Origin of the sequence: Microbacterium rhizomatis, assembly GCF_008710745.1 — a bacterium.
Classification (GTDB): domain Bacteria; phylum Actinomycetota; class Actinomycetes; order Actinomycetales; family Microbacteriaceae; genus Microbacterium; species Microbacterium rhizomatis.
In genome coordinates this window covers 1,093,171-1,116,366 of sequence record NZ_VYSA01000001.1, presented here as the reverse complement: position 1 = coordinate 1,116,366, position 23,196 = coordinate 1,093,171, and the positions used below count along the sequence as shown (strand labels likewise).

26 protein-coding genes are annotated in these 23,196 nt (G+C 68.3%); 20 read left to right on the top strand and 6 right to left on the bottom strand.

From position 1 onward, the window contains the following. Positions 1-5: 5 nt before the first annotated feature. Positions 6-482 (bottom strand): GNAT family N-acetyltransferase, encoded by a 477-nt coding sequence (locus F6B43_RS05370; RefSeq protein WP_150447817.1) that lies wholly within the window; start codon positions 480-482, stop codon positions 6-8. Between the two features lie 50 nt (positions 483-532). On the opposite strand from F6B43_RS05370, the gene F6B43_RS05365 reads away from it, so the two are divergent. Then, complete coding sequence (locus F6B43_RS05365) at positions 533-1,348, top strand: 4-hydroxy-tetrahydrodipicolinate reductase (RefSeq protein WP_150447816.1); 816 nt, start codon at positions 533-535, stop codon at positions 1,346-1,348. Next, on the top strand, positions 1,345-1,800 hold the full coding sequence (locus tag F6B43_RS05360; RefSeq protein WP_150447815.1) for a hypothetical protein: 456 nt from the start codon (positions 1,345-1,347) through the stop codon (positions 1,798-1,800). The genes F6B43_RS05365 and F6B43_RS05360 overlap by 4 nt, the downstream gene beginning before the upstream one ends. A gap of 27 nt (positions 1,801-1,827) precedes the next feature. Here the strand turns inward: F6B43_RS05360 and F6B43_RS05355 are convergent, their stop codons facing one another. The 3 genes from F6B43_RS05355 to F6B43_RS05345 form a co-directional block, all read right to left on the bottom strand. After that, a complete protein-coding gene (locus F6B43_RS05355) occupies positions 1,828-2,736 on the bottom strand; it encodes a TIGR01777 family oxidoreductase (RefSeq protein WP_150447814.1) in 909 nt (302 codons plus the stop codon). Further along, complete coding sequence (locus F6B43_RS05350) at positions 2,729-3,154, bottom strand: OsmC family protein (RefSeq protein ID WP_150447813.1); 426 nt, start codon at positions 3,152-3,154, stop codon at positions 2,729-2,731. Before F6B43_RS05350 ends, F6B43_RS05355 begins: the two co-directional genes overlap by 8 nt. A gap of 105 nt (positions 3,155-3,259) precedes the next feature. After that, positions 3,260-3,697, bottom strand: coding sequence for a TlpA family protein disulfide reductase (locus F6B43_RS05345; protein ID WP_150447812.1), 438 nt, complete (start codon positions 3,695-3,697; stop codon positions 3,260-3,262). A 104-nt stretch (positions 3,698-3,801) separates the two neighbouring features. On the opposite strand from F6B43_RS05345, the gene thyX reads away from it, so the two are divergent. Beyond that, positions 3,802-4,554 (top strand): FAD-dependent thymidylate synthase, encoded by a 753-nt coding sequence (gene thyX / locus F6B43_RS05340; protein ID WP_150447811.1) that lies wholly within the window; start codon positions 3,802-3,804, stop codon positions 4,552-4,554. A 1-nt stretch (position 4,555) separates the two neighbouring features. Further along, a complete protein-coding gene (locus F6B43_RS05335; RefSeq protein WP_150447810.1) occupies positions 4,556-5,320 on the top strand; it encodes an SDR family NAD(P)-dependent oxidoreductase in 765 nt (254 codons plus the stop codon). A gap of 24 nt (positions 5,321-5,344) precedes the next feature. Here the strand turns inward: F6B43_RS05335 and F6B43_RS05330 are convergent, their stop codons facing one another. After that, entirely contained in the window at positions 5,345-5,896 is a 552-nt protein-coding gene (locus F6B43_RS05330; protein ID WP_150447809.1) for an NUDIX domain-containing protein, read from the bottom strand. A gap of 241 nt (positions 5,897-6,137) precedes the next feature. Between F6B43_RS05330 and F6B43_RS05325 the strand changes: the two genes are divergently transcribed. The 15 genes from F6B43_RS05325 to dapF all read left to right on the top strand — a co-directional run bounded on the left by F6B43_RS05325 (position 6,138) and on the right by dapF (position 20,821). Continuing rightward, the gene (locus F6B43_RS05325; RefSeq protein ID WP_150447808.1) at positions 6,138-6,986 is read left to right on the top strand and encodes a DUF559 domain-containing protein; all 849 of its coding nucleotides are present in this window, start codon (positions 6,138-6,140) and stop codon (positions 6,984-6,986) included. 113 nt (positions 6,987-7,099) lie between these two features. Further along, complete coding sequence (dapA, locus tag F6B43_RS05320; RefSeq protein ID WP_150447807.1) at positions 7,100-8,077, top strand: 4-hydroxy-tetrahydrodipicolinate synthase; 978 nt, start codon at positions 7,100-7,102, stop codon at positions 8,075-8,077. A gap of 141 nt (positions 8,078-8,218) precedes the next feature. Beyond that, on the top strand, positions 8,219-9,895 hold the full coding sequence (locus F6B43_RS05315; RefSeq protein WP_150447806.1) for a ribonuclease J: 1,677 nt from the start codon (positions 8,219-8,221) through the stop codon (positions 9,893-9,895). A gap of 28 nt (positions 9,896-9,923) precedes the next feature. After that, the gene (locus F6B43_RS05310) at positions 9,924-10,418 is read left to right on the top strand and encodes a GNAT family N-acetyltransferase (protein ID WP_150447805.1); all 495 of its coding nucleotides are present in this window, start codon (positions 9,924-9,926) and stop codon (positions 10,416-10,418) included. Between the two features lie 77 nt (positions 10,419-10,495). Continuing rightward, on the top strand, positions 10,496-13,183 hold the full coding sequence (locus F6B43_RS05305) for an FtsK/SpoIIIE family DNA translocase (protein WP_150447804.1): 2,688 nt from the start codon (positions 10,496-10,498) through the stop codon (positions 13,181-13,183). Continuing rightward, positions 13,183-13,782 (top strand): CDP-diacylglycerol--glycerol-3-phosphate 3-phosphatidyltransferase, encoded by a 600-nt coding sequence (gene pgsA, locus F6B43_RS05300; RefSeq protein ID WP_150447803.1) that lies wholly within the window; start codon positions 13,183-13,185, stop codon positions 13,780-13,782. Before F6B43_RS05305 ends, pgsA begins: the two co-directional genes overlap by 1 nt. Continuing rightward, entirely contained in the window at positions 13,772-14,278 is a 507-nt protein-coding gene (locus F6B43_RS05295) for a CinA family protein (RefSeq protein WP_425486816.1), read from the top strand. Before pgsA ends, F6B43_RS05295 begins: the two co-directional genes overlap by 11 nt. Positions 14,279-14,437: 159 nt before the next feature. Then, positions 14,438-14,746 carry a helix-turn-helix domain-containing protein gene (locus tag F6B43_RS05290; RefSeq protein ID WP_150447801.1) on the top strand — a complete coding sequence of 103 codons (309 nt, stop codon included), beginning with the start codon at positions 14,438-14,440 and terminating at the stop codon, positions 14,744-14,746. A 9-nt stretch (positions 14,747-14,755) separates the two neighbouring features. Continuing rightward, on the top strand, positions 14,756-14,980 hold the full coding sequence (locus F6B43_RS05285) for a DUF3046 domain-containing protein (RefSeq protein ID WP_150447800.1): 225 nt from the start codon (positions 14,756-14,758) through the stop codon (positions 14,978-14,980). Positions 14,981-15,223: 243 nt separating this feature from the next. Beyond that, positions 15,224-16,288 carry a recombinase RecA gene (recA, locus tag F6B43_RS05280; protein ID WP_150447799.1) on the top strand — a complete coding sequence of 355 codons (1,065 nt, stop codon included), beginning with the start codon at positions 15,224-15,226 and terminating at the stop codon, positions 16,286-16,288. Between the two features lies 1 nt (position 16,289). Further along, positions 16,290-16,949: a regulatory protein RecX gene (locus tag F6B43_RS05275; RefSeq protein ID WP_150447798.1), complete on the top strand. Its 660-nt coding sequence runs from the start codon at positions 16,290-16,292 to the stop codon at positions 16,947-16,949. Between the two features lie 43 nt (positions 16,950-16,992). Then, positions 16,993-18,543 carry a tRNA (N6-isopentenyl adenosine(37)-C2)-methylthiotransferase MiaB gene (gene miaB / locus F6B43_RS05270; protein ID WP_150447797.1) on the top strand — a complete coding sequence of 517 codons (1,551 nt, stop codon included), beginning with the start codon at positions 16,993-16,995 and terminating at the stop codon, positions 18,541-18,543. After that, the gene (miaA, locus tag F6B43_RS05265) at positions 18,540-19,508 is read left to right on the top strand and encodes a tRNA (adenosine(37)-N6)-dimethylallyltransferase MiaA (protein WP_246159807.1); all 969 of its coding nucleotides are present in this window, start codon (positions 18,540-18,542) and stop codon (positions 19,506-19,508) included. Before miaB ends, miaA begins: the two co-directional genes overlap by 4 nt. Beyond that, entirely contained in the window at positions 19,505-19,924 is a 420-nt protein-coding gene (locus F6B43_RS05260) for a GNAT family acetyltransferase (protein ID WP_150447795.1), read from the top strand. Before miaA ends, F6B43_RS05260 begins: the two co-directional genes overlap by 4 nt. 39 nt (positions 19,925-19,963) lie before the next feature. After that, positions 19,964-20,821, top strand: coding sequence for a diaminopimelate epimerase (dapF, locus tag F6B43_RS05255; protein WP_150447794.1), 858 nt, complete (start codon positions 19,964-19,966; stop codon positions 20,819-20,821). A 133-nt stretch (positions 20,822-20,954) separates the two neighbouring features. Here the strand turns inward: dapF and F6B43_RS05250 are convergent, their stop codons facing one another. Then, positions 20,955-21,602: a class I SAM-dependent methyltransferase gene (locus F6B43_RS05250; RefSeq protein WP_150447793.1), complete on the bottom strand. Its 648-nt coding sequence runs from the start codon at positions 21,600-21,602 to the stop codon at positions 20,955-20,957. Positions 21,603-21,865: 263 nt separating this feature from the next. Here F6B43_RS05250 and hflX point away from each other — a divergent pair, with 263 nt between their 5' ends. Further along, positions 21,866-23,194 (top strand): GTPase HflX, encoded by a 1,329-nt coding sequence (hflX, locus tag F6B43_RS05245; RefSeq protein WP_425486814.1) that lies wholly within the window; start codon positions 21,866-21,868, stop codon positions 23,192-23,194. Positions 23,195-23,196: the final 2 nt, after the last annotated feature.

Genomic DNA, 23,196 nt, shown 5'->3' with positions numbered 1-23,196 from the left:
CTCGGCTAACGGAGCGATTTGGCGTACCACCGCGTCGCGTTCGGATTGTCGTTGAACCGCTCGGTCAGGGCGAAACCCGCCGACCGGTACAGCCCCGCGGCAGCTTCGAGCGAGTGATGGGTGTCGAGCACGAGCTGCGTGGCATCCCAGTCCCTGGCCCGCCTCTCCAGGTCATCGAGCAGCAGGCGCCCCCAGCCGCGGCCGCGCGTCTCGGGCCGCAGGTACAGGTGCTTCACCTCGTAGCGGATGTCTTCGCCGTCGTCCGCGATACGGCGTATTCCGCCGCAGCCGACGTCACGCCCCTCGCCGTCGACCAGCACCACGAAAACCCCCGCGGGCGGAGTGAAGACCGACGCAGCCGGGAAGTTCGCCGTGTACACCGTGTTCTGATGCGCGAAACCGATCTCACGCGAGTGGAAGTACTCCTCGAGCAGCGCATGGGCGCGTGGGTCCTCGACGGGGAGAGACTGAATCATCGCCATGAGTCGAGGATAGGCACGGGCGCCGGCGCACCGCGCCTAGGCTGGTGGGCATGACGACACGCGTGGCCATCGTGGGCGGCACCGGAAAGCTCGGCGGCATCATCCGCGACGTCGTCGACGCCGAAGACGGCTTCGAGGTCGCCGTGGTGCTTTCTTCGCGATCAGACCTGTCCGAGCTCGACAGCGTCGACCTGGTGGTGGATGCCTCGACTCCGGCCATCTCGATCGACGTCGTGCGCGCTGCGGTCGAGCGCGGCATCAACGTGCTCGTCGGCACATCCGGGTGGTCGGTGGAACGGATCGCCCTCATCCGCCCGCTCGTCGAAGCGGCCGGTTCGGGTGCGGTGTTCATCCCGAACTTCTCGATCGGGTCCGTCCTCGGTTCGGCTCTGACGGCGGTGGCGGCTCCGTTCTTCCCGTCGATCGAGATCGTCGAGGCGCACCGCGAGACGAAGGTCGATTCGCCCAGCGGCACCGCGGTGCGTACCGCTGAGCTGATCGCCGCCGCTCGCGCAGACGTGGGTCCCGTCGAGTCGCCACACGTCGACCAGCGCGCTCGGGGTCAGCAGGTGGCGAGCATCCCCATTCATTCTCTACGTCGCCCCGGTGTCGTCGCCCGCCAGGAGACGATCCTCTCGGGCGCGGGCGAGTCGCTCACGATCATCCACGACACGATCGAACCGGCCGCAGCCTATGGCCCCGGCATCCGTCTCGCGCTCCTCGCCGCGCGCGATGCGCGCGGGGTGAGCATCGGGCTGGACAGCGTGATCGACATCGGCATCCGCGTCCCGGGCCGCCCTCCCGTCGACCAGCCCGTTCCGGAGGGCGGCGTGCCGGGGCAGGTCGCCCGCTCGACGGCCTCGTGAGCGCCCGCATCGGCGCCATCGTCATGGCGGTGCTGCTCGCGCTCTACATCGTGCTCGTCGGGCAGCGCGCGGTCCTGCTGCTGACGAGCGGCGAGCCGGTGGGAATCGCGATGGGTGTGGCCCTGATCGTGCTGCCGATCGTCGCGGTGTGGGCGCTCGGCCGCGAGCTCTGGTTCGGCGTGCGCGCCGAAGCACTGGCACGGCGTCTCGAGAAAGAGGGCGGCCTTCCGGCCGAGCCGGTCGCCGTCCGGCCGAGCGGGGCGGTGCTTCGCGATGAGGCGGACGCGTTGTTCCCGGCGTACCGCGCCGATGCCGAGGCCGCGCCCGACTCGTGGCAGGCGTGGTACCGCCTGGCCCTCGCCTACGACGCGTCGGGTGACCGGCGTCGCGCCCGCGGGGCCGTGCGGCACGCGATCCGGCTGGAGTCGGCGGAGCGTCGCACCGCACGCTGAATCGGTACGGTGAACCGGATCGGGACGTCAGCTGCGCGCGGGAACAGCGTCTGCCACGGCGTCTTGGACGGTCGTGTGCCGGAAGACGAATCCGCTCTGCTCGAGCACGGTCGGCACGACGTCGGCGTCGGAGGTGAGAAGCGCCTCGGTCGCCTCGCGCCCCAGCACGAGCTTGATGCCCCACACCGGCGCTCGAAGCACGAACGGCCGATTCATGCGCACCGCGAGAGCGAAGCCGAGGTCGTTGGCGGCCGCACGCGTCGGACCCACGAGGTTGACCGGGCCTGCGATGTCCGCATCGATCACGTGCCGGATCGCGCTCACCTCGTCCTCCAGCGAGATCCACGGCCAGATCTGCGTCCCGCGGCCGATCGGCCCCGACAGGCCGAGTTTGGTGAGCAGAAGCAGCGGCGCGAGCACGCCTTTCTCGTGGACGATGGGCGCCGTGCGCAGCAGCGCCACGCGGGCGTGGGATGCTGCGGCCAGCGCCGCGGATTCCCATTCGCCGCACAGATCCGCCAGGAACGACTCGCCGCGCGGCGAGTCCTCGGTGAGCACCGCGCCCGGGGCCGACCCGTAGTACCCGACCGCCGATGCCGAGACGAACGCCGGAGCATCCGATCCCAGGGAACTCAACGCCCGAGCCAGGGTGCGCGTCGGAGTGATGCGCGACCACAGCAGCGTGTTCCTGTACGACGCCGTCCAGGGGAAGCGGCCGATGCTCGCGCCGTTGAGGCCCACGACGGCATCCGCGCCCGCGAGGATGCCCGGGTCCAGAGGAGCATCGTCGGTGAGCCACTCGATCTCGTCGGGTCCCTGCGCGGGACGCCGCACGAGCGTCGAAACAGCGACGCCATCTGCGCGGAGGCTGTCGACCAGGGCGGATCCGATCAGGCCGGACGCCCCGGCGACGATCACGCGCCGGGGGTCAGGCAAGCGTGGCCTCGAGAGTGATCTCGATGCCGGCGAGGGCCTGCGACACCGGGCAGTTCGCCTTGGCGTCGGCCGCGATGCGCTCGAAGTCCTCGGGGCTGAGCCCCGGGACCGACGCGTTGACGTTCAAGTGGCTGCCCGTGATGCCGGTACCCGGCTTGAAGGTGACGGACGCCGTCGTGTTGATCTCGTCGGGGGGTGTGCCGTTCTCGGCGAGGGCGTGCGAGAACGCCATGCTGAAGCACGACGCGTGCGCGGCGGCGATGAGCTCTTCGGGCGTGGTGACCGAGCCGGATCCTTCGCTGCGCGCCTTCCAGTTGATCTCGAACGTGCCGAGGTGGGAGGAATCGAATGTGACCGTGCCCGACCCATCGGTCAGGCTTCCGTTCCAGACGGTGGTCGCTTCGCTCGTGACGGTCATGGGAACCTCCAGGATGGTCGATGCGCCGCCCGCGTGAGGGCGCGCGGTCAGCCTATGGGGTCCTCCGCTCGAACGCGACGGGTTGACGGCTCGGGTGGCGGTCGTTCAGACCTCGGCGGGCGCGACGGACAGCCGCGCGAGTTCGAGCTCGACCACCTCGCGGCTCGGCACCCCGCCGAAGCGGGTCTGCACGACGCCCTCGCTGTCGAGGATCAGCGTCGTCGGAGTCTGCAGCACGTGGAAGTGCCGTGCGATGTCGGGGCGGTGGGTCAGGTCCACGTCGAGGTGGCGGACGCCGTCATGGCGATCGGCGACGGCCGACAGCGTTCTGTGAACGCCGGGGCACCGGGCGCAGAGCTCCGTGCTGAACTGCAGCAGGGTGGCATTCTCGCCGAGTCCGGCTGCGCCGAGTCGTTCGGGCTCGACGACCTCGTGCGGGATGTGTCGGCGCGGGCGCCCCTGGCGCCACTGGAGGAAGATGCCCACGCCGACGGTCACCGCGAGAAGGGCGGCGAGGCCGATGAGTGCGTTGACGATGGTCACAGCATCCCAGGCTAACTGGTCCGAGCGGCACGAGGCCGCACGACCTCGCTCAGCTCGGGGATGTCACGACCGCTCGCGCCCGCGCCGTCGGTAGGGTGGCAGGCGTGACCGATTCCGACGTTTCGCCTGAGACCCCGCAGATCGAATTCCGCAGCGACGTGACCGTCGAGCTCGTCCGCTCCAGTGCGAGTGATTCCGACGTGCTCTTCGCCGCGCGCGTGTCGACGATGGGGGAGCAGACCCTCGAGGGCGCCGCCGCAGGCACCGAGGCCACGGCCCGCGATCGCGGGCTGATCAACTACCTCATGCGCGATCGTCACGGCTCGCCGTTCGAGCACAACTCGATGACGTTCTACATCCAGGCCCCGATCTTCGTGTTCCGCGAGTTCATGCGTCACCGGATCGCGTCCTACAACGAGGAATCGGGCCGCTATCGCGAGCTGCGTCCCGTCTTCTACGTGCCGGGTCGTGAGCGCAACCTCCTTCAGGTCGGCAAACCCGGGGCGTACGAATTCCTCCCCGGCACTGCCGAGCAGTACGACCTCGTCGACACCGCCACCCGGACGGCATCCGTGTTCGCCTTCGAGTCGTATCAACGGATGCTCGCAGCCGGCGTCGCTCGCGAGGTCGCCCGCATCGTGCTGCCGCTGAACATCTACTCGTCGATGTACGTCACGATGAACGCCCGCGCTCTGATGAATTTCCTCTCGCTGCGCACGAAGGTCGAGGGAACGCACTTCCCGTCCTTCCCGCAGCGCGAGATCGAGATGTGCGCCGAGAAGATGGAGACGGCGTGGACCGAGCTCATGCCGCTCACCCACGCCGCATTCAATGCGAACGGGCGCGTGGCCCCCTGACATGGTCCGCACCGCACTGATCACGGGTGCGAGCTCCGGGCTCGGGGCCGAGTACGCACGTCAGCTCGCCGGGCGGGGCGCCGCCCTCGTCCTCGTCGCGCGTGACCGCTCGGCGCTCGACGCCCTGGCGGCCGAGATCCGCGCAGATCACCACGTCGCAGTCGAGGTGATGGCAGCCGACCTGCTGCACGAGCGTCAGCGCGCGAAGGTCGTCTCGCGTCTGACCGACACCGGGCATCCGATCGACGTCCTCGTCAACAACGCGGGATTCGGGCTGCCGCTCGCTTTCGAGAGCAACGACATCGCCGACGAGGTACGGCATCTCGACCTGCACGTCGAGGTGCCCATGCGGTTGACGCACGCCGCGCTGGGGCCGATGCTGGCGCGCGGGAGCGGGCGCATCATCAACGTCGCCTCCGTCGCCGGGTTCCTGCCCCGTTCGACCTACGGCGCGTGCAAGGGCTGGCTCATCAGCTTCAGCCGTTGGGCGAACGGTCGCTACCGGGCGCGGGGCGTCACGGTCACCGCGGTCTGCCCGGGGTTCGTGCACACGAATTTCCACGAGCGTCTCGGCCTCCCACCCGGCGAAGAGGGCGTCGCCTCCTGGATGTGGCTGAGTGCCCCCGACGTGGTGAGCGAGTCGCTGCGAGACGCCGCGCGCGGGAAGGCGGTATCGATCCCGTCGCTTCGGTACAAGGCCATCGTGGCGGTCAGCCGCCTGGTCCCGCCCGCGATTGTCGCGCGCGCAGCCGCCCGCGGGCGTTGACGCGGTTCCTCAGCCGACCCCGTCTCAGCGGACGCGGCCGAGGTGGATCGCTGCGAAGGCGATGGCGGCGATCGTCTCGCCGTCGCTGATGCCCCCGTCGCCGATCAGGCGTAGCACGTCGGCGAACGGCATCCACCGCACTTCGGCGATTCCTTCTTCGTGCTGCGACGCCGACACCTCGTCATCGCTCGCACCCCGCCGGAGCTCGCGAGCCAGGAACACATGCTCGGGGGCGTCGGCGAGTCCGTTGAGAGCGTTCATCCGTCCGATCTCCACCCACTCCTCCGCCACGATGCCCGTCTCTTCCAGCAGCTCGCGACGAGCGCCCACCAGTGCGTCCTCGCCGTCGGTTCCTCCCGCGGGCACCTCGATGGAAGGGCCGCCGGTCGCATAGCGGTCGACCGTGACGAGGCATACCCTGTCGTGCTCGTCGATCGCGACGACGAAGACGGCCGGGTTCCGGACCGTCACGACCCCATAGATCCCCGCCCCATCGGGTCCGGCGACCTCGTCCTCGCGGACGTGCATCCAGCGGTTCTCGTAGACGGTGCGCGAGGAGCGGGTCTGCCAGGCCATGCCGCCCACCCTAGGCCCGCGGCATCCTGCGCGGTCAACACCGTTACCCGCCGTCTGCAGGGAGCGGTGTGAAAGATCTTTCCCTCGGCCGGCCCGAAACGCGACGTTTGGTCTTGAGCTCCCTGCATATGGACGGCGCCATGGCCGCGGCGCGTCCTCCTCAGGCCGGAGCGCCGGACGGTTGTCCACCATTCCCGTCGGACACCAGCCACGCGCGACATCGCCGATGCACGCTCGGTGAGTGAGCACAGCAAGAATCATCGAGATCCTCGAATGGCGCGAAGGCGTGGCTCATCGGCGCGCCCTCATCAGGGCAGGGGCGAGCAAGGCGGATATCGCCTGTGCGATCCTCGGAGGTGCCATCGTGCGACTCCGAAAGGGCGTGTACGCCTTGCCGGCGGCCGACCCGCTCGTCGCCGTCGCGGCGCGACACGGGGGTGCCGTTGCGTGCATCTCTGCCCTGCGGGCGCATGGCATCTGGGTCCTCGACGGGCCGAATCGTCCACACGTGTGGCTCGGCGGCAAAGGACGCACCCATGCCCACCCCGACTGCAGGTGCATCGATCATCACGATGCGGGGCGTGCGACGTTCGGGCTGACGCCCGTGAGACTCGCGCTCGTACAGGTCGCTCAGTGCTGTGACGCCGAGACCTTCTTCGTCGCGTACGAATCGGCGTGGCGACTGGGCAAGCTGGCGCCGGCTGACCGTCAGTGGATTCGCAGCGTGGTCCCCGCACGAAGACGATGGCTCGTCGACCTTGCTCGAGGTGATGCCGACAGCGGGCTCGAATCGCTGGTGCGCCTGAGGCTCGTGCGAATCGGCATCAGCGTCGAGCCGCAGGTGCTCATCGTCGGGGTGGGCAGAGTCGACTTCCTGCTGTCTGGCAGGCTCATCGTCGAGGTGGACGGACGCGAGAACCACGACGGTCAGTCCCTCCGGCACAAGGATCTGGTGCGGGATGCTGCAGCCGCCGCGCTCGGCTACGACACCTTGCGGTTCGACTACGCGCTTGTCGTCTACGAGTGGGCGACAGTGGAAAGGGCCATCCTCGCGCGTCTGAGTCGAGCGCCCCATCCATTCGTCGGGTGACATGGGGCAGGAGTGGACACGACCCTCGCCGAACGGGCGAACGTCCGGCGAGCTCCCTGCACATGGCCGCCAGGCCGAGAGAAAGGCTGGCCCTGAACCGATACCCTGAGAGCATGACGCACACGGGAAACCCTTTCGGGCAGGTTCTCGTCGCGCTCGTCACCCCGATGACGGCCGACGGTGAGGTCGACTGGCCCGCCGTCGAGAAGCACATCGACGATGTCGTGGCCGCCGGCGCCGACGGCATCGTCGTGACCGGCACCACCGGCGAGACCAGCACTCTGACCGACCGCGAGAAGATCCGTCTCGTCGAGGTCGGCAAGGACATCGCCGCAGGCCGCGCGGCGATCATCACCGGAGGCGGTTCGAACGAGACCGCTCACGCGATCGAGCTGTACAAGGCCAGCGAGAAGGCCGGCGCAGACGGCATCATGATCGTCACGCCGTACTACAACAAGCCGACCCAGGCCGGGATCCTGACGCATTTCCGCCTCGTCGCCGACGCCACGGATCTGCCGGTGATCCTGTACGACATCCCCGGCCGCACCGGCGTGCCGATCCAGTACGAGACGATCCTGCGGATCGCGAAGCATCCGAATGTCATCGCGATCAAAGACGCCAAGGGCGACTTCAGCGAGGTCAGCCGGGTGCTCAATCAGACCGACCTGATGTACTTCTCGGGTGACGACTCGAATGTGCTGCCGCACCTGGCGATCGGGGCGACCGGCTTGATCGGCGTCACGGCGAACATCGCACCGGGGCCGTACCGTGCGATCGTGGATGCCGTCAACCTCGGCGACCTGAAGACCGCCACCGCCGAGCACCAGCGCCTCGAGCCGCTCGTCCGCGCGGTCATGACCCATGTGCCGGGCACCGTGTCGGCGAAGTACATCCTGCACGGCCTCGGTCGTATCGGCAGTCCGCGGGTGCGACTGCCGCTGGTCGGCCCCGAGGAATGGGAGGCGGCGAAGATCGAAGACGAGCTGGCTCTCGTCAAAGACATCCCCGGTGCCGACTTCTCCAACTTCCGCCCCGACCGCAATGCCGCCGCAGGCGGGGCATTGCCCAAGATCTCGGGCACGACCCGCTGATCACATGATCTTGCACCGTGCGGATTCCCCGAACGTGATTCCCGCCCGTGCACCACGTGCGGCGGCCGACCGGCTGTCCGCGCGAGCGAACTCACACTGAACGAACGGATGCCGCGCAGCGGCGTCGCAAGGAGGCACGCCATGCCCAGCACCGTCTTTGATCCGCCCGCCCTCGAATCCGGCACGCTCCGAGTGACGCCGCTCGGCGGTCTCGGCGAGATCGGCCGCAACATGACCGTCTTCGAATACGGCGGGAAGCTTCTGGTCGTGGACTGCGGTGTGCTCTTCCCCGAAGAGCACCAGCCCGGCGTCGACCTCATCCTTCCTGATTTCGAACCCATCAAGCACCGGCTCGACGATGTCGTCGCCGTCGTGCTGACCCACGGCCACGAGGACCACATCGGAGCGGTGCCGTATCTCCTCAAGCTCAAGGCCGACATCCCCCTCATCGGCTCGGGCCTCACCCTCGCGCTGGTCGAGGCGAAGCTCAAGGAGCACCGCATCAAGCCGTACACGCTCACGGTGAAGGAGGGCGAGCACGAGCAGGTGGGCCCGTTCGACCTCGAGTTCGTCGCGGTCAACCACTCCATCCCCGACGCGCTCGCGGTCGCGATCACGACACCGGCGGGTGTCGCGCTTGCCACGGGCGACTTCAAGATGGACCAGCTTCCGCTCGATGGCCGCCTCACCGACCTGCGGGCGTTCGCCCGCCTCGGTGAGGCAGGTGTCGACCTGTTCCTCGTCGATTCGACGAACGCCGACGTGCCGGGGTTCACAGCGCTCGAGCGCAGCATCGGCCCCGTGCTCGACCAGGTGATCGGCAAGGCCCCGCGCCGCGTCATCGTCGCGAGCTTCTCGAGTCATGTGCACCGTGTGCAGCAGGTTCTGGATGCCGCGGCCGCCCACGGTCGGCGCGTCGCCCTTCTCGGTCGCAGCATGCTGCGGAACATGACGATCGCCGAAGACCTCGGGTATCTGCACGTTCCCGAGGGCATCCTCATCGACTACAAGAAGGCGCGCGATCTGCCGGACGACAAGATCGTCTACATGTCGACCGGATCGCAGGGCGAGCCGATGGCGGTCCTCAGCCGCATGGCCAACAATGATCACGAGATCGAGCCCGGTCCGGGCGACACCGTGATCCTCGCCTCCAGCCTCATCCCGGGGAACGAGAACGCCGTCTATCGCGTGATCGACGGGCTGACCAAGCTCGGCGCGACCGTCGTGCACAAGGGCAATGCCAAGGTCCACGTCTCGGGCCACGCCGCCGCGGGCGAGCTGCTGTACTGCTACAACATCCTGAAGCCGAAGAACGTCCTGCCGGTCCACGGGGAGTACCGGCACCTCATCGCCAACGCCAAGCTCGCGCAGGACACCGGGGTGCCGGCTGATCGCACGATCATCGGCGAGAACGGGACGGTGATCGACCTCCGCGACGGGCTCGCCCGAGTCGTCGGGCAGCTCGATCTCGGCTTCGTCTATGTCGACGGCTCGACGGTGGGCGAGATCACGGATGCCGACCTCAAGGATCGTCGCACGCTCGGCGAGGAGGGCTTCATCTCGGTGATCGTCGTGATCGATTCGGCCACGGGCCGGGTGATCACGGGCCCGGAGATCCACGCCAGGGGCTTCGCCGAAGACGACAGGGTGTTCGACGCCGTCAAGCCGAAGATCGCCGCGGCGTTGGCCGAGGCCGCCCAGTCGGGTGTTCGCGACACGCACGCCCTGTCGCAGGTCGTCCGCCGCACGATCGGCCGCTGGGTCAACCAGTCGCTGCGCCGTCGCCCGATGATCATCCCCCTGGTCATCGAGGCGTAGCGGGCAGCCGCGTCCCGGATTCAGACCCATGCCCTCGACGTTCCGGATCCGCCCGGCCACACAGGCTGACGGGGCGTTCCTCGGCGACATGGTGGTCGAGGCCGCGAACTGGCGCCAGGGCGCCGCGCGACCCCGGCACGAGGTGCTCGCGAGCGCCGAGCACATCCGATACATCTCGGGCTGGATGCGCCCCGGCGACGCCGGGTTCGTGGCGCTGGACGGCAACGACGATCCGATCGGTGCGGCCTGGTATCGCAACTTCCCGCGCACGGACCCGGGGTTCGGATACGTCGGCACGGGTGTGCCGGAGCTCACGATCGGCGTTCGGCCCATCTGGCGGGCCCACGGCGTGGGACGTGCCCTCCTGCACCAGCTCGGCGACCACGCACGGGCCCAGGGTTTCGCGCGGCTCAGCCTGAGCGTCGAGCGGGGCAACTTCGCGATGACGCTCTACCGATCTGAAGGGTTCGCGGTCACGCAGAGCGGCATCGGACGCGACACCATGGTGAAGCGCCTGCGCTGACGGCATCCGCGGGGATCCGGACGACGGGCCCGCGTCGTTGCACCCGAAACCGGCTCGCGAGACGTAGCGTGGAGCGCATGGCCAGGAGTTCCACCCCGACCACGAATGGTCGTGCGTCCGCACGCGGGTCATCGGCGCGCGCGGGAAAGCCGGCTCCGGCGCCCAAACGCTACGTCGGCGACACGGAGAAGGCCGAGAAGCCGCCCGTGATCGTGCGGATGTGGCTCGCCCTCGCGCACGCGACGGGCGGTCTGTTCCGCGCCTTCGGACTCGAAACCCTCGAGAAGGATCAGCGTCGCGACGGCTTCCCGTTCCTGCTCGTGCTGCTCGCGATCGCGGGTGTCGTGGTGGAGTGGTTCTTTATCGGCACGGACGTCTCGCGCTCCATCAGCGCCTATACGGCGGGAGGGCTGGTCGGCCGCGTGGCCTTCGTGCTCCCGGTGATGCTCCTGCTTCTGGCCGGATGGCTCTTCCGCCATCCCGCATCGGTGCACGACAACGGTCGCATCGGCATCGGCTTCGCGATCTTCACCGTCATGGTCGCGGGGTTCTGCCACGTCCTCGGCGGCCGACCCGAGCCCAAGCAGGGACTGCCTGCGCTCAGCGAAGCGGGCGGTCTGTTCGGCTGGATGGTCGGCGAGCCGCTCTCGCTGGGACTCAGCGAGGTCGGCGCATGCATCGTGCTGGGACTGCTCACCGTTCTCAGCGTCCTGATCATCACCAAGACACCGCCCAACCGCATCGGCCGTCGCCTCGGCGACCTGTACACGTGGATGTTCGATGCCGAGCGGCCCTCGACCGAGCAGGTCGCAGGCGCAGGCGCAGTCGAGACGGATCCCGATGCGACCGATCCTGCTCTGCCGTGGTGGCGCCGCAACAAGAGCGGGCGCGAACGCGACCCCGAAGACGGCATCGGATCGCAGGATCTGACCGAGCTGCTGACCCCCGGCGCCTCCGAAGGCGGCTTCGAGCAGGTCTTCACTCCTCCGGTCCCTCCGCTTCCCGAGGCTCTTCCCGACGCGCTGACGGAGGTCATCGCACCCGCTCGCGCGGTGCCGGACGTGAGTGAGCCCGAGACCTCGCTGCGTGACGACAGCCCCGAGCACGACGACATGCTCCCCGGGCTCTCGGGCATCGGTGGGGGAGGGATGCCGGCATCCGCGCCATACCGTCTTCCCGGCGTGGCGGCGCTCGCTGCCGGGACCCCGCACAAAGCCCGCTCGGCGGCCAACGACGAGATCGTCCGCGCGATCACGAGCGTGCTCGAGCAGTTCGGGGTCGACGCGCGCGTCACCGGATTCTCGCGCGGACCCACCGTCACGCAGTACGAGATCGAGGTCGGTCACGGCGTGAAGGTCGAGCGCATCACGGCGCTCTCGAACAACATCGCGTACGCCGTGGCCTCCAACGAGGTCCGCATCCTCGCGCCCATCCCGGGCAAGAGCGCGATCGGCGTCGAGATCCCCAACACCGACCGCGAGATCGTGACCCTCGGCGACGTCCTGCGGTCGCAGGCTGCGACAAGCAGCACGCACCCGATGACGATCGGGGTGGGCAAGGACGTAGGCGGCGGCTATGTCGTGGCGAACCTCGCGAAAATGCCGCATCTGCTCGTGGCGGGATCCACCGGCTCTGGCAAGTCGAGCTTCGTGAACTCGATGATCACCAGCCTCCTGATGAAGGCGAAGCCCTCCGAGGTGCGCATGGTGCTGATCGACCCGAAGCGGGTCGAACTCACGTCGTACGCGGGTGTTCCGCACCTGATCACCCCGATCATCACGAACCCCAAGAAGGCTGCTGAGGCGCTGCAGTGGGTCGTGAAGGAGATGGACATGCGGTACGACGACCTCGCGTCGTTCGGCTATCGCCACATCGACGACTTCAACAAGGCCGTGGTCGCTGGGGAGGTCGTGCTGCCCCCGGGGAGTGAGCGGGTGCTCAAGCCCTACCCGTACCTGCTCGTCGTCGTCGACGAGCTCGCCGACCTCATGATGGTCGCTCCGCGTGACGTCGAGGACTCGATCGTTCGCATCACACAGCTCGCGCGCGCCAGCGGCATCCATCTGGTGCTGGCCACGCAGCGCCCGTCGGTCGACGTCGTGACGGGGCTGATCAAGGCGAACGTCCCCTCTCGTCTGGCGTTCGCGGTGACGAGCGTGACCGACAGCCGCGTCATCCTCGACCAGCCCGGCGCCGACCGCCTGATCGGGCAGGGCGACGCGCTCTTCCTTCCGATGGGCACCTCCAAGGCCGTCCGTGTGCAGGGCGCGTGGGTCAGCGAGCCCGAGATCGAACGCGTCGTCAAGCACGTCACCCAGCAGGCTCGGCCGGAGTATCGGCACGACGTCGCAGCCGACGTCGTGAAGAAGGAGGTCGACGCGGACATCGGCGACGACCTCGAGCTTCTGCTGGCCGCGGCGGAGCAGATCGTCTCGACGCAGTTCGGCTCCACCTCGATGCTTCAGCGCAAGCTCCGCGTCGGATTCGCCAAGGCCGGCCGCCTCATGGATCTCCTCGAATCCCGCGAGATCGTGGGACCCTCGGAGGGTTCGAAAGCCCGCGACGTCCTTGTCACGGTCGAGCAGCTTCCCGAGGTGCTCGCGCGACTGCGCGGCGATGTTTCGCCGGCGCCGAGCGCGTCCGCGGCGCCGAGCGCAGCATCCGACTCCTATGGAGCCGACCCGGTCGACGCCCAATATCAGGGGTATCCCGTCGTCGAGGCCGAATCCGACGAGGATGCCTGGGGATTGACGGGTCGCGACTGATGGCCGTTCCCAGGCAGCTGCCCAATACGATCACGATCGTGCGCATCCTGTGCGCCCCCGTCTTCCTCTGGATGCTGCTCGCCGACGGCGGTGCCGGCGGAGCGTTGCGCTGGTGGGCAGCGGTGCTGTTCATCGTCGCGATCGCGACAGACGGCATCGATGGGTGGATCGCGCGCCGCTACGAGATCGTGACCGATCTCGGCAAGCTGCTCGACCCGATCGCCGACAAGGTGCTCACCGGTTTCGCCTTCATCGGGTTGTCGATCCTCGGTGAGCTGCCGTGGTGGATCACGATCGTCGTGCTGATCCGCGAGGTGGGCATCACCGTGCATCGCCTGATCGTCGCGAGCGACCACGTGGTCGCGGCGGCGTGGATGGGCAAGCTCAAGACGCTCGCGCAGAGCGTCGCGCTCTCGCTGGCTCTTCTGCCACTCGCATCGCTTGCCGGCGGGGCGTGGCCGGGTGTGGTGTGGTGGATCAACGTGATCACGATGACGATCGCCGTGGTGCTGACGATCGCGAGCGGCATCGATTACGTCATCACCGAGATCCGCGGCTCGCGTCGTGACCGGCGGATCGACGGGCCTCGTGCCGCCTGAGCGGGCGCTGAGCATCCAGCACGCCGGCGCCGAGGACGTGCTTCGAGCGCTTGCATCGCGGGGCTGGTCGATCGCAACCGCGGAGTCGCTCACCGGAGGCCTGCTGGCCGCCGCGCTCGTGGCTGTTCCCGGGGCCTCGTCGCACGTACGTGGGGGAGTGGTCGCCTACGCGACCGACCTCAAGCACAGCATCCTGGGCGTCGATGAGGCGCTCCTCGAGGCCCACGGCCCGGTGCATCCGGACGTCGCCGCACAGATGGCCGAGGGCGTGCGCCGTGTCGCCGGACGCGACGGGATGCTCGCTGACGTCGGCCTGTCCACGACGGGTATCGCCGGACCCGCCTCACCCGACGGGCAGCCGGTGGGCACCGTGCACATCGGGGTGTCCACACCGAGCGGCACGACGGTCACGTCGCTCCGCCTGCTCGGGACGCGCGCAGAGATCCGCGCCGACACGGTGACGCATGCGCTGGAGGCGGCACTCGCGAGGCTCTGAGCACAGACGTCGCCGCGGGGGCGCGCACCGTGTTTCGCCTCCGTTACATTCGGCGATTCCCACCCTTTCCCCAGCGCACGGGATTAGATTGGGACAAGCCGGTGTTGTACTGTTGTCCACCCAGACAGCGGTGAATCATCAAGTGAGGAGGGGGCCCACATGATCCTTGTTCGTCAAGAGATCGGCGATGTCCTGCGTGATTATCGTCAGCAGAAGGGACGCACCCTCCGTCAGGTGGCGAGCCGCGCCAGCGTGGCGCTCGGCTACCTGAGTGAGGTTGAGCGCGGGCAGAAGGAAGCATCGAGCGAGATCCTCGCGTCGGTCGCCGAAGCTCTCGATGTTCCCATTTCGACCATCATGCGCGAGGTCGGAGACCGGATCAGCGTGCTCGAGGGGCTGCAGACCTTCCCCGATGTGGTCCCCGACGACCTCGTCGCGTCGGTCGATGCCGAGCTCTCGCTGCGCTGATCCGCGCATATGCGACGCAGTGAGTTCCTGCGTGCCGTCGCTGACGAGTTCGGTTCCAGATCGACCTTCCTCCTGAATGATCTGGTGCTGGGCGATGTCGGCGGTCGTACGCCCGCTCAGGCGCTGAGCGCGGGTCTGCCACCCCGTGATATCTGGCTTGCGCTGTGCGCTGAGATGGACGTCCCCGAAGAACGCCGCTACGGTGCCGGGCGTCTCGAACCGCGCCAGCGCTGACACCCGAATCCGTCGGCGTGTCGTCGAACGTTCGTTCGACTGGAGAATAGGCTCCTGCACAGCTGGTGTCGAGGACACGTCTGTCCACAACCATGGGAGGTGCGTGATCCGCATGTCGGAGGCCACCCGTAGCGTGACCGACGTCGAACGACACCACACGCCTTGTCGCAGCATCCTCCCCGGCCGTCGGGGCGGAGCGCGACAGCCTACAGGCGACGGAACGCGAGCATAAAGGAGCACGTCATGCCCTCACCCGAGAACCGCGAGAAGGCCCTCGAATCGGCCCTCGCCCAGATCGACCGGCAGTTCGGAAAGGGCTCGGTCATGCGACTGGGCAGCGACGACCGCGCTCCCGTCGAAGTGATCCCCACGGGTTCGATCGCCCTCGACGTCGCGCTCGGCGTGGGGGGACTGCCTCGCGGTCGCATCATCGAGATCTACGGGCCCGAGTCGTCAGGTAAGACCACGCTCACGCTGCACGCGATCGCCAATGCGCAGCGAGCGGGTGGCATCGCCGCCTTCATCGACGCTGAGCACGCGCTCGACCCCGACTATGCGATGAAGCTCGGCGTCGACATCGACCAGCTGCTCGTGTCTCAGCCCGACACGGGTGAGCAGGCGCTCGAGATCGCCGACATGCTCATCCGCTCCGGCTCCATCGACCTGATCGTGATCGACTCGGTGGCCGCGCTCGTGCCCCGCGCCGAGATCGAGGGCGAGATGGGTGACTCCCATGTGGGTCTGCAGGCCCGCCTCATGTCGCAGGCGCTCCGCAAGCTCACCGGTGGACTCAACCAGACCAACACCACGATGATCTTCATCAACCAGCTGCGCGAGAAGATCGGCGTGTTCTTCGGCTCGCCCGAGACCACCGCCGGTGGCAAGGCGCTCAAGTTCTACGCGTCCGTCCGTCTCGACATCCGCCGCATCGAGACGCTCAAAGACGGTACGGATGCGGTGGGTAACCGCACTCGCGTCAAGGTCGTCAAGAACAAGATGGCGCCGCCGTTCAAGCAGGCGGAGTTCGACATCCTCTACGGCGTCGGCATCTCGCGCGAGGGCAGCCTCATCGACTTCGGCGTCGAGCACGAGATCGTGAAGAAGTCCGGCGCCTGGTACACGTACGACGGCGAGCAGCTCGGTCAGGGTAAAGAGAACGCCCGCAACTTCCTGATCAAGAACCCGGACATCGCGGCAGAGATCGAATCGAAGATCAAGACGAAGCTCGGCATCGGCATGCCGAAGCTGGCCGCGGTGGTAGACAGCCCCGTCCAGACCGATCAGCTGGCCAAGAAGCGCCCGGCCTGACATGGCGATCAGTAACGGTCACGGGGGCGATGCGCTCGCTCCCGTGACCTACCTCCCCGGGGTGGCGCCGCAGAACCGGGGCGTCGTCTTCGCGGAGTCGTCTCGCGCCGATGACACATTCGACGGGGGATCGACGCCGAACGACGAAGAGTTCGTGGACCGCGCGTCGCTGATCGATTCGGCATCCGTGTCCCTCACGCGGAGCCTCGGCCGTCGGGGGCTCTCGGTGGCCGAGGCCAGGGCCAAGCTGCGGTCGAGCGGGTTGACGGGCGACGAGATCGACGGGGTGATCGATGACTTCGAACGCCGGCAATGGCTCGATGACGCGATGCTCGCCGAGCAGCTCGTGCACTCCGCGACCACTCGACAGGACATGGGCACCAAAGCCGTCAAGCAGCTCCTGCAGAAGCGGCTGGTAGCCCGCGAGGTGATCGAGGCGGTGATCGCCGAGCTGCCCGATGACGACGCGCAGCGCGCGATGGAGTTCGCCACATCCAAGGCGCGCTCTCTCGTCCGCTACGACGACGACACGGCGATCCGGCGACTGATGGGTCAACTCGCGCGGCGCGGCTTCGGTGGCGGGGTCGCAGGTCACGCAGCGCGAACGGCGCTTGCCGAGGCGCGCAAGAGCGCCGCCGCCGGCGGAGTCCGGTTCCGCTGAGCGGGGTCGGCGCCGCAGCATCCCGCCGTACAATCGATCCATCATGACTCTGCTTGACAGCACCCCCACGATCATCGCGCCGTCGGCGGCCGCCCAGGATGCGGTCGGAAACCCCCGGTCGTACGAGGTGCGCACGTTCGGCTGCCAGATGAACGTCCACGACTCAGAGCGGCTCTCGGGCTCGCTCGAAAGCGCCGGGTACGTGCGCGCGGCCGCAGGGGAAGAGGCCGATGTCGTCATCATCAACACCTGCGCGGTGCGCGATAACGCCGCGGGCAAGCTCTACGGCACGCTGGGTCACCTCGCGTCGGTGAAGCGCCGCAGGGAGGGAATGCAGATCGCTGTCGGCGGCTGTCTGGCGCAGATGGACAAGCAGACCGTGATCGACAAGGCGCCGTGGGTCGATGTCGTTTTCGGCACGCACAACATGGGATCGCTGCCGAGCCTGCTCGAACGCGCCCGCCACAATGACGAGGCACAGCTCGAGATCCTCGAGTCGCTCGAGGTCTTCCCCTCGACGCTTCCGACCAAGCGAGACTCGGTCTACAGCGGCTGGGTGTCGATCTCCGTCGGCTGCAACAACACGTGCACCTTCTGCATCGTCCCGAGTCTCCGCGGCAAAGAGAAGGACCGCCGGCCCGGCGACATCCTCAACGAGATCCGGCTCCTGGTGGAAGATGGCGCGATCGAGGTCACTCTTCTCGGGCAGAACGTCAACTCCTACGGCGTCGAGTTCGGCGACCGGCAGGCGTTCGGCAAGCTGCTGCGCGCGGCCGGCGAGATCGAGGGTCTGGAGCGCATCCGTTTCACGAGCCCGCATCCCGCCGCGTTCACCGATGACGTGATCGATGCGATGGCCGACACCGCATCGGTCATGCCCCAGCTGCACATGCCGCTGCAGTCGGGCAGTGACCGCATCCTCAAGGCGATGCGCCGTTCCTACCGCAGCGAGAAGTTCCTCGGCATCCTCGACCGCGTGCGCGACCGTATCCCGAACGCAGCCATCACGACCGACATCATCGTCGGGTTCCCCGGCGAGACCGAGGCCGACTTCGAAGACACCATGCGGGTCGTCGAGCAGGCCCGATTCTCCAGCGCATTCACGTTCCAGTACTCGATCAGGGCGGGCACGCCGGCGGCGACCATGCCCGACCAGGTGCCGAAGGCGGTCGTCCAGGAGCGCTACGAACGGCTGATCGCTCTGCAGGAGCGCATCTCGCTGGAAGAGAATCAGGCTCAGGTCGGCCGCGACGTCGAGGTGCTGGTATCGATGGGCGAGGGCAAGAAGGACGCGGAGACGCACCGCCTCACCGGTCGCGCCGAAGACAACCGCCTCGTGCATTTCGAGGTTCCCGCAGGAAGCGAGCTCCCTCGGCCCGGCGATGTGGTCAGCGTCCGGGTGACCCACGCGGCCCCGTTCCATCTGCTCGCCGATTCCGCCGATGGCTCCGCGCTGCGCATCCGCCGTACACGCGCGGGCGACGCATGGGACCGCACGCAGGCCGAGTCCTGTGCCGTTCCTGCACCGCCCTCCGATCCCACCGGCGGACGCGCCGTTTCTCTCGGGCTTCCGACGTTGCGCATCGGGGTGTGACCCTGCCGCGACCGCGCCGGGATCTGCGGGAACCGACGCTTCCACGGCTGTGGGCCGTGGTGGGGGCGACAGGCACCGGCAAGACAGCGCTGTCGCTGGGTCTTGCCGAGGCGCTGGCCGCCGCCGACCGTCGCGCCGAGATCGTCAACGCCGATGCGATGCAGCTGTATCGCGGCATGGATATCGGTACCGCAAAGCTGTCCGAGGGCGAACGGCGCGGCATCCCGCACCACCTTCTGGACGTGCTGGCGGTCACCGAGGAAACGGCCGTCGCCTGGTACCAGGATGCTGCGCGGCGCGCGATCGCCGATATCAACGGCCGCGGGGCGGATGCCATCCTGGTCGGCGGCTCCGGGCTGTACGTCTCGAGTGTGCTGTACGACTTCCGGTTCCCGCCGACGGATGTCGAGCTGCGCGCTGCGCTCGAGGCCGAGCTCATCGAGCACGGTCCTGGAGTCCTCTACACGCGGCTTCTCGCAGCCGACCCCGTCACGGCCGCGCGGGTGGATCCGCGGAACGGGCGTCGCGTCGTGCGGGCTCTGGAGGTCCTGGCCCAGGGTGAGGCGACGCATGGTGCCGCGCTCCCGTCCGAGCCGGTCGAGTGGCACGAGCGAACGCGAATCATCGGGACGCAGGTGGCCCGCGATCGACTCGTGCCTCAGCTGGACGCCCGGGTCGAGCAGATGTGGTCCGACGGACTGATCGACGAGGTGCGTGCGCTGCAGAAGTCGGGCCTGGAAGCTGGCGTGACGGCGCGGCGAGCGATCGGGTACGCGCAGGCGCTGGCCGAGCTCGCGGGGACGTCGACGCGGAACGAGGCGATCGCCGAAACCCAGGCGCTCACACGCCGCTATGCGCGGCGTCAGGTGTCGTGGTTCCGGCGGTACGCCGGAGTGCGGTGGGTGGACGGCGCCGAGGTCAAGGCCGACACCGCCGGGCTTGTGCCGCACATACTGGATGCATGACCAGCATCCGCGCATTCGCGCTCCGCGACACCGAGTCCGTCATCGCGCTGTGGCAGGCCACCGGTCTGACGCGGTCGTGGAACAACCCGCACCTCGACATCCAGCGCAAACTCACCGTGCAGCCGGAGCTGTTCCTGGTGGCGGTGGACGGTGAAGACGTCGTTGGCAGCGTGATGGGCGGGTACGACGGCCACCGCGGCTGGATCTACTACCTCGCGTCATCGCCGCAGCGTCGCGGGCAGGGCATCGCACGCGATCTGGTCGCCGCGGTCGAGGATCTGCTTCTCGAGATGGGCTGCCCCAAGGTGCAGCTCATGGTGCGCCCCGGGAACGAAGACGTCCTCGGCTTCTACGATCGTCTGGGGTACGAGCGATTCGACACGACGACGACCGGCAAGCGCCTCATCGCCGATTAGGTTCCGGCCGAGCGATTCGCGCCCCCGTAGACTTGGGGGATGCCGCAGACCGTCGCCTTCACGAAGGGTCACGGGACCGGCAACGACTTCGTGATCATCCCCGACGCCGACGGCGAGCTTGCCCTCACCGACGACCAGGTCGCCGCGCTGTGCGATCGGCGATTCGGCATCGGCGCGGACGGCATCCTCCGAGTGGTCCGTTCGTCGCAGATCGCGGAGGGCGCGGCCACGTCCGAGGCGGAGTGGTTCATGGACTACCGCAATGCCGACGGGTCGGCGGCTGAGATGTGCGGAAACGGCATTCGCGTCTTCGCCCGGTTCCTGGTCGATCGCGGGCTGGTCTCGTGGGACGAGGGCGCGCCGCTCGCCGTCGGTACTCGCGCGGGTGTGAAGACCCTCACTCGGAGCGAACTCGGCTTCGAAGTCGACCTCGGGCCGTGGACCGTCGAGTCGGAGGACGTGCTCGTCCGCGCCCGCGGTTTGGGTGTCGCCCGACCGGGGGCAGGGATCGACGTGGGCAATCCGCACGTCGTGGTCGCCCTGCCTTCGGAGGACGAGCTGGAGGGGCTGGATCTCACGGTGCAGCCCGTCCTCGATCCGCCGCCGCCCCACGGTGCGAACATCGAGTTCGTCGTCCCGAGCGACCCGCTCGTACGGCACGGCGTCGGTGCGATCCGGATGCGGGTGTTCGAGCGGGGCGTCGGCGAAACGCTCAGCTGTGGTACCGGAGTCGCCGCGGCCGCGCTGGCCGTGCGTCACTGGGCGGGCGCCGCGGCACCCGACCACTGGGCGGTGTCGGTGCCCGGCGGTGAGCTGGGCGTACGCATGGTCGACGGGCACGTGCTGCTGTCCGGCCCCGCGACGTTGGTCTACTCGGGCCAGGTCGCGCTCGCCTGAGCGGCGCCGGCTCTGACTGCACGGTGCTACGTCGGAGGATCCGCAGAATGTCGGAGGGCTTTCTCTGAATCCTCCGACATTCGGCCAATTCTCCGACGGAGCTGCGGTCGACAGCCGCGGCGGGCCCCGTCGACTACGACTCGATCGTGCTGATCGGGTCGGTGATGGGACTGCCGTGCCTGCGTACCTTGAGGACGCGGAAGCCTCGACCGGTCGCCGTGCGGTGCACGCTGAACCCGTGCGGGAAGGATGCCGCGAGCCAGCGCTGAAGCGAATCCGATCCGAGGTTTCGCTGTACGACGAGCCACGCGTCGCTGCGCTCGTCCAGGCGAGGGATCCAGCGTTCGAGCAGGCCGTGCAGTTCGTTCTTGCCGACGCGGATCGGGGGATTGGAGCGGATCGTCCGGAAAGTCACGTCGGCGGGAACATCGTCGGGGAGAACGGCGTTGACATTGTCGAGGCCGAGCGCAGCGCTGTTGCGCCGCACGAGGTCGAGCGCACGTTCGTTGACGTCGACCGCCCACACGGTGGCGTGCGGTGCGGCGGTAGCCAGCGACAGCGCGATGGGTCCCCACCCGCAGCCGAGGTCCAGCAGGTGGCCTCCGGGCGGTGGCGGGGGCGTATTGGCGAGCAGGACGGCGGTTCCCGTATCGATATGGTCGGGACTGAACACGCCGCCGGCCGTCGTCACCTCGATATCGCGACCGCCGATCGAGACTCGAATGCGACGCAGATTCTCCGGACTTGCCGGCGACGCACTGAAGTAGTGGTCGCTCCCCATGGGAGCGAGCGTAGCGGAGGAGGACGTCGGCGGGGGAGGCTAGAGTTACCGCGCAGTACGACACGAAGGAACACATGACAGACACCAGCGCACCGACGAGCACCGAAGACGACCAGCTCGACCCGGTGGACCGCGTGCTCGCACGCGCCGATGCGCACTCGGGCGTGCGCGTCTTCGGAGCAGCGCAAGCGCTGCAAGACGAAGCGACGACCGGGAGAGGGTCGGCTGACGGCGACCAGTGGGATCGTGAGGAGCGGGCCGCGTTGCGCCGTGTTCCGGGGCTCTCCACCGAGCTCGAAGACGTCACCGAGGTCGAGTACCGTCAGCTGCGGCTCGAGAACGTGGTTCTGGTCGGCGTGCACCCTCAGGGTGAGCAGGCCGATGCCGAGAACTCGCTCCGTGAGCTCGCCGCACTCGCTGAGACGGCCGGCGCGGTCGTCCTCGACGGTGTGCTCCAGCGTCGTCCCCACCCCGACCCGGCCACATATCTCGGCCGCGGCAAGGCGCAAGAGCTCAAAGACCTCGTCGCGGCGCTCGGCGCTGACACCGTGATCGCCGACACCGAGCTCGCACCCAGCCAGAGGCGCGCCCTCGAGGACGTCGTGAAGGTGAAGGTCATCGACCGCACGACCGTCATCCTCGACATCTTCAGCCAGCACGCGAAGAGCCGCGAGGGCAAGGCTCAGGTCGAGCTCGCCCAGCTGGAATACCTCCTCCCGCGCCTGCGCGGCTGGGGCGACTCGATGAGCCGTCAGGCCGGCGGCCAGGTGGGTGCGGGCGGTGCGGGCATGGGCTCGCGCGGCCCCGGTGAGACGAAGATCGAGCTGGACCGACGGCGGATCCGCACCAAGATGGCAATCCTGCGCCGTCAGATCCGCGACTTCGGCCCTGCGCGCGACGCCAAGCGCGCCGAGCGCAAGCGCAACACGATCCCGTCGGTCGCGATCGCGGGCTACACGAACGCCGGCAAGTCGAGCCTGCTCAATCGCCTGACGAGTGCGGGTGTGCTCGTCGAGAACGCTCTGTTCGCCACGCTGGATGCCACGGTGCGCCGCACCGAGGCATCCGATGGCCGCGTGTACACGCTGACCGACACTGTGGGGTTCGTCCGCAACCTCCCTCATCAGCTGGTCGAGGCGTTCCGTTCCACGCTCGAGGAGGTGGCGGACGCCGATGTCATCGTTCACGTCGTGGACGCTGCGCACCCGGATCCGGCCGCGCAGCTGCAGACTGTACGCGATGTGATGGGTGATGTCGGCGCGCGGAGCATCCCGGAGCTGGTCGTGTTCAACAAGGCCGACCTGGTGGACGATGACACCCGTCTGGTACTCCGGGGTCTCGAGCCGAAGGCGCTGTTCGCCTCATCGCGCAGCGGCGAGGGCATGGCGGAGCTCCGCGCGGCTGTCGAAGCGGCTCTTCCGCTCCCGGCTGTCGAGGTCCGCGCTCTGGTGCCCTACGGCCGCGGTGATCTGGTGTCGCTCGTCCACGAATCGGGGCACATCGTGTCGCAGTCGCACGAAGAGGGTGGAACGGCACTGCACGCCTACGTGTCCGAGCGGCTCGCCGCCGAGCTCGCCCCCTTCGCGGCGTGACT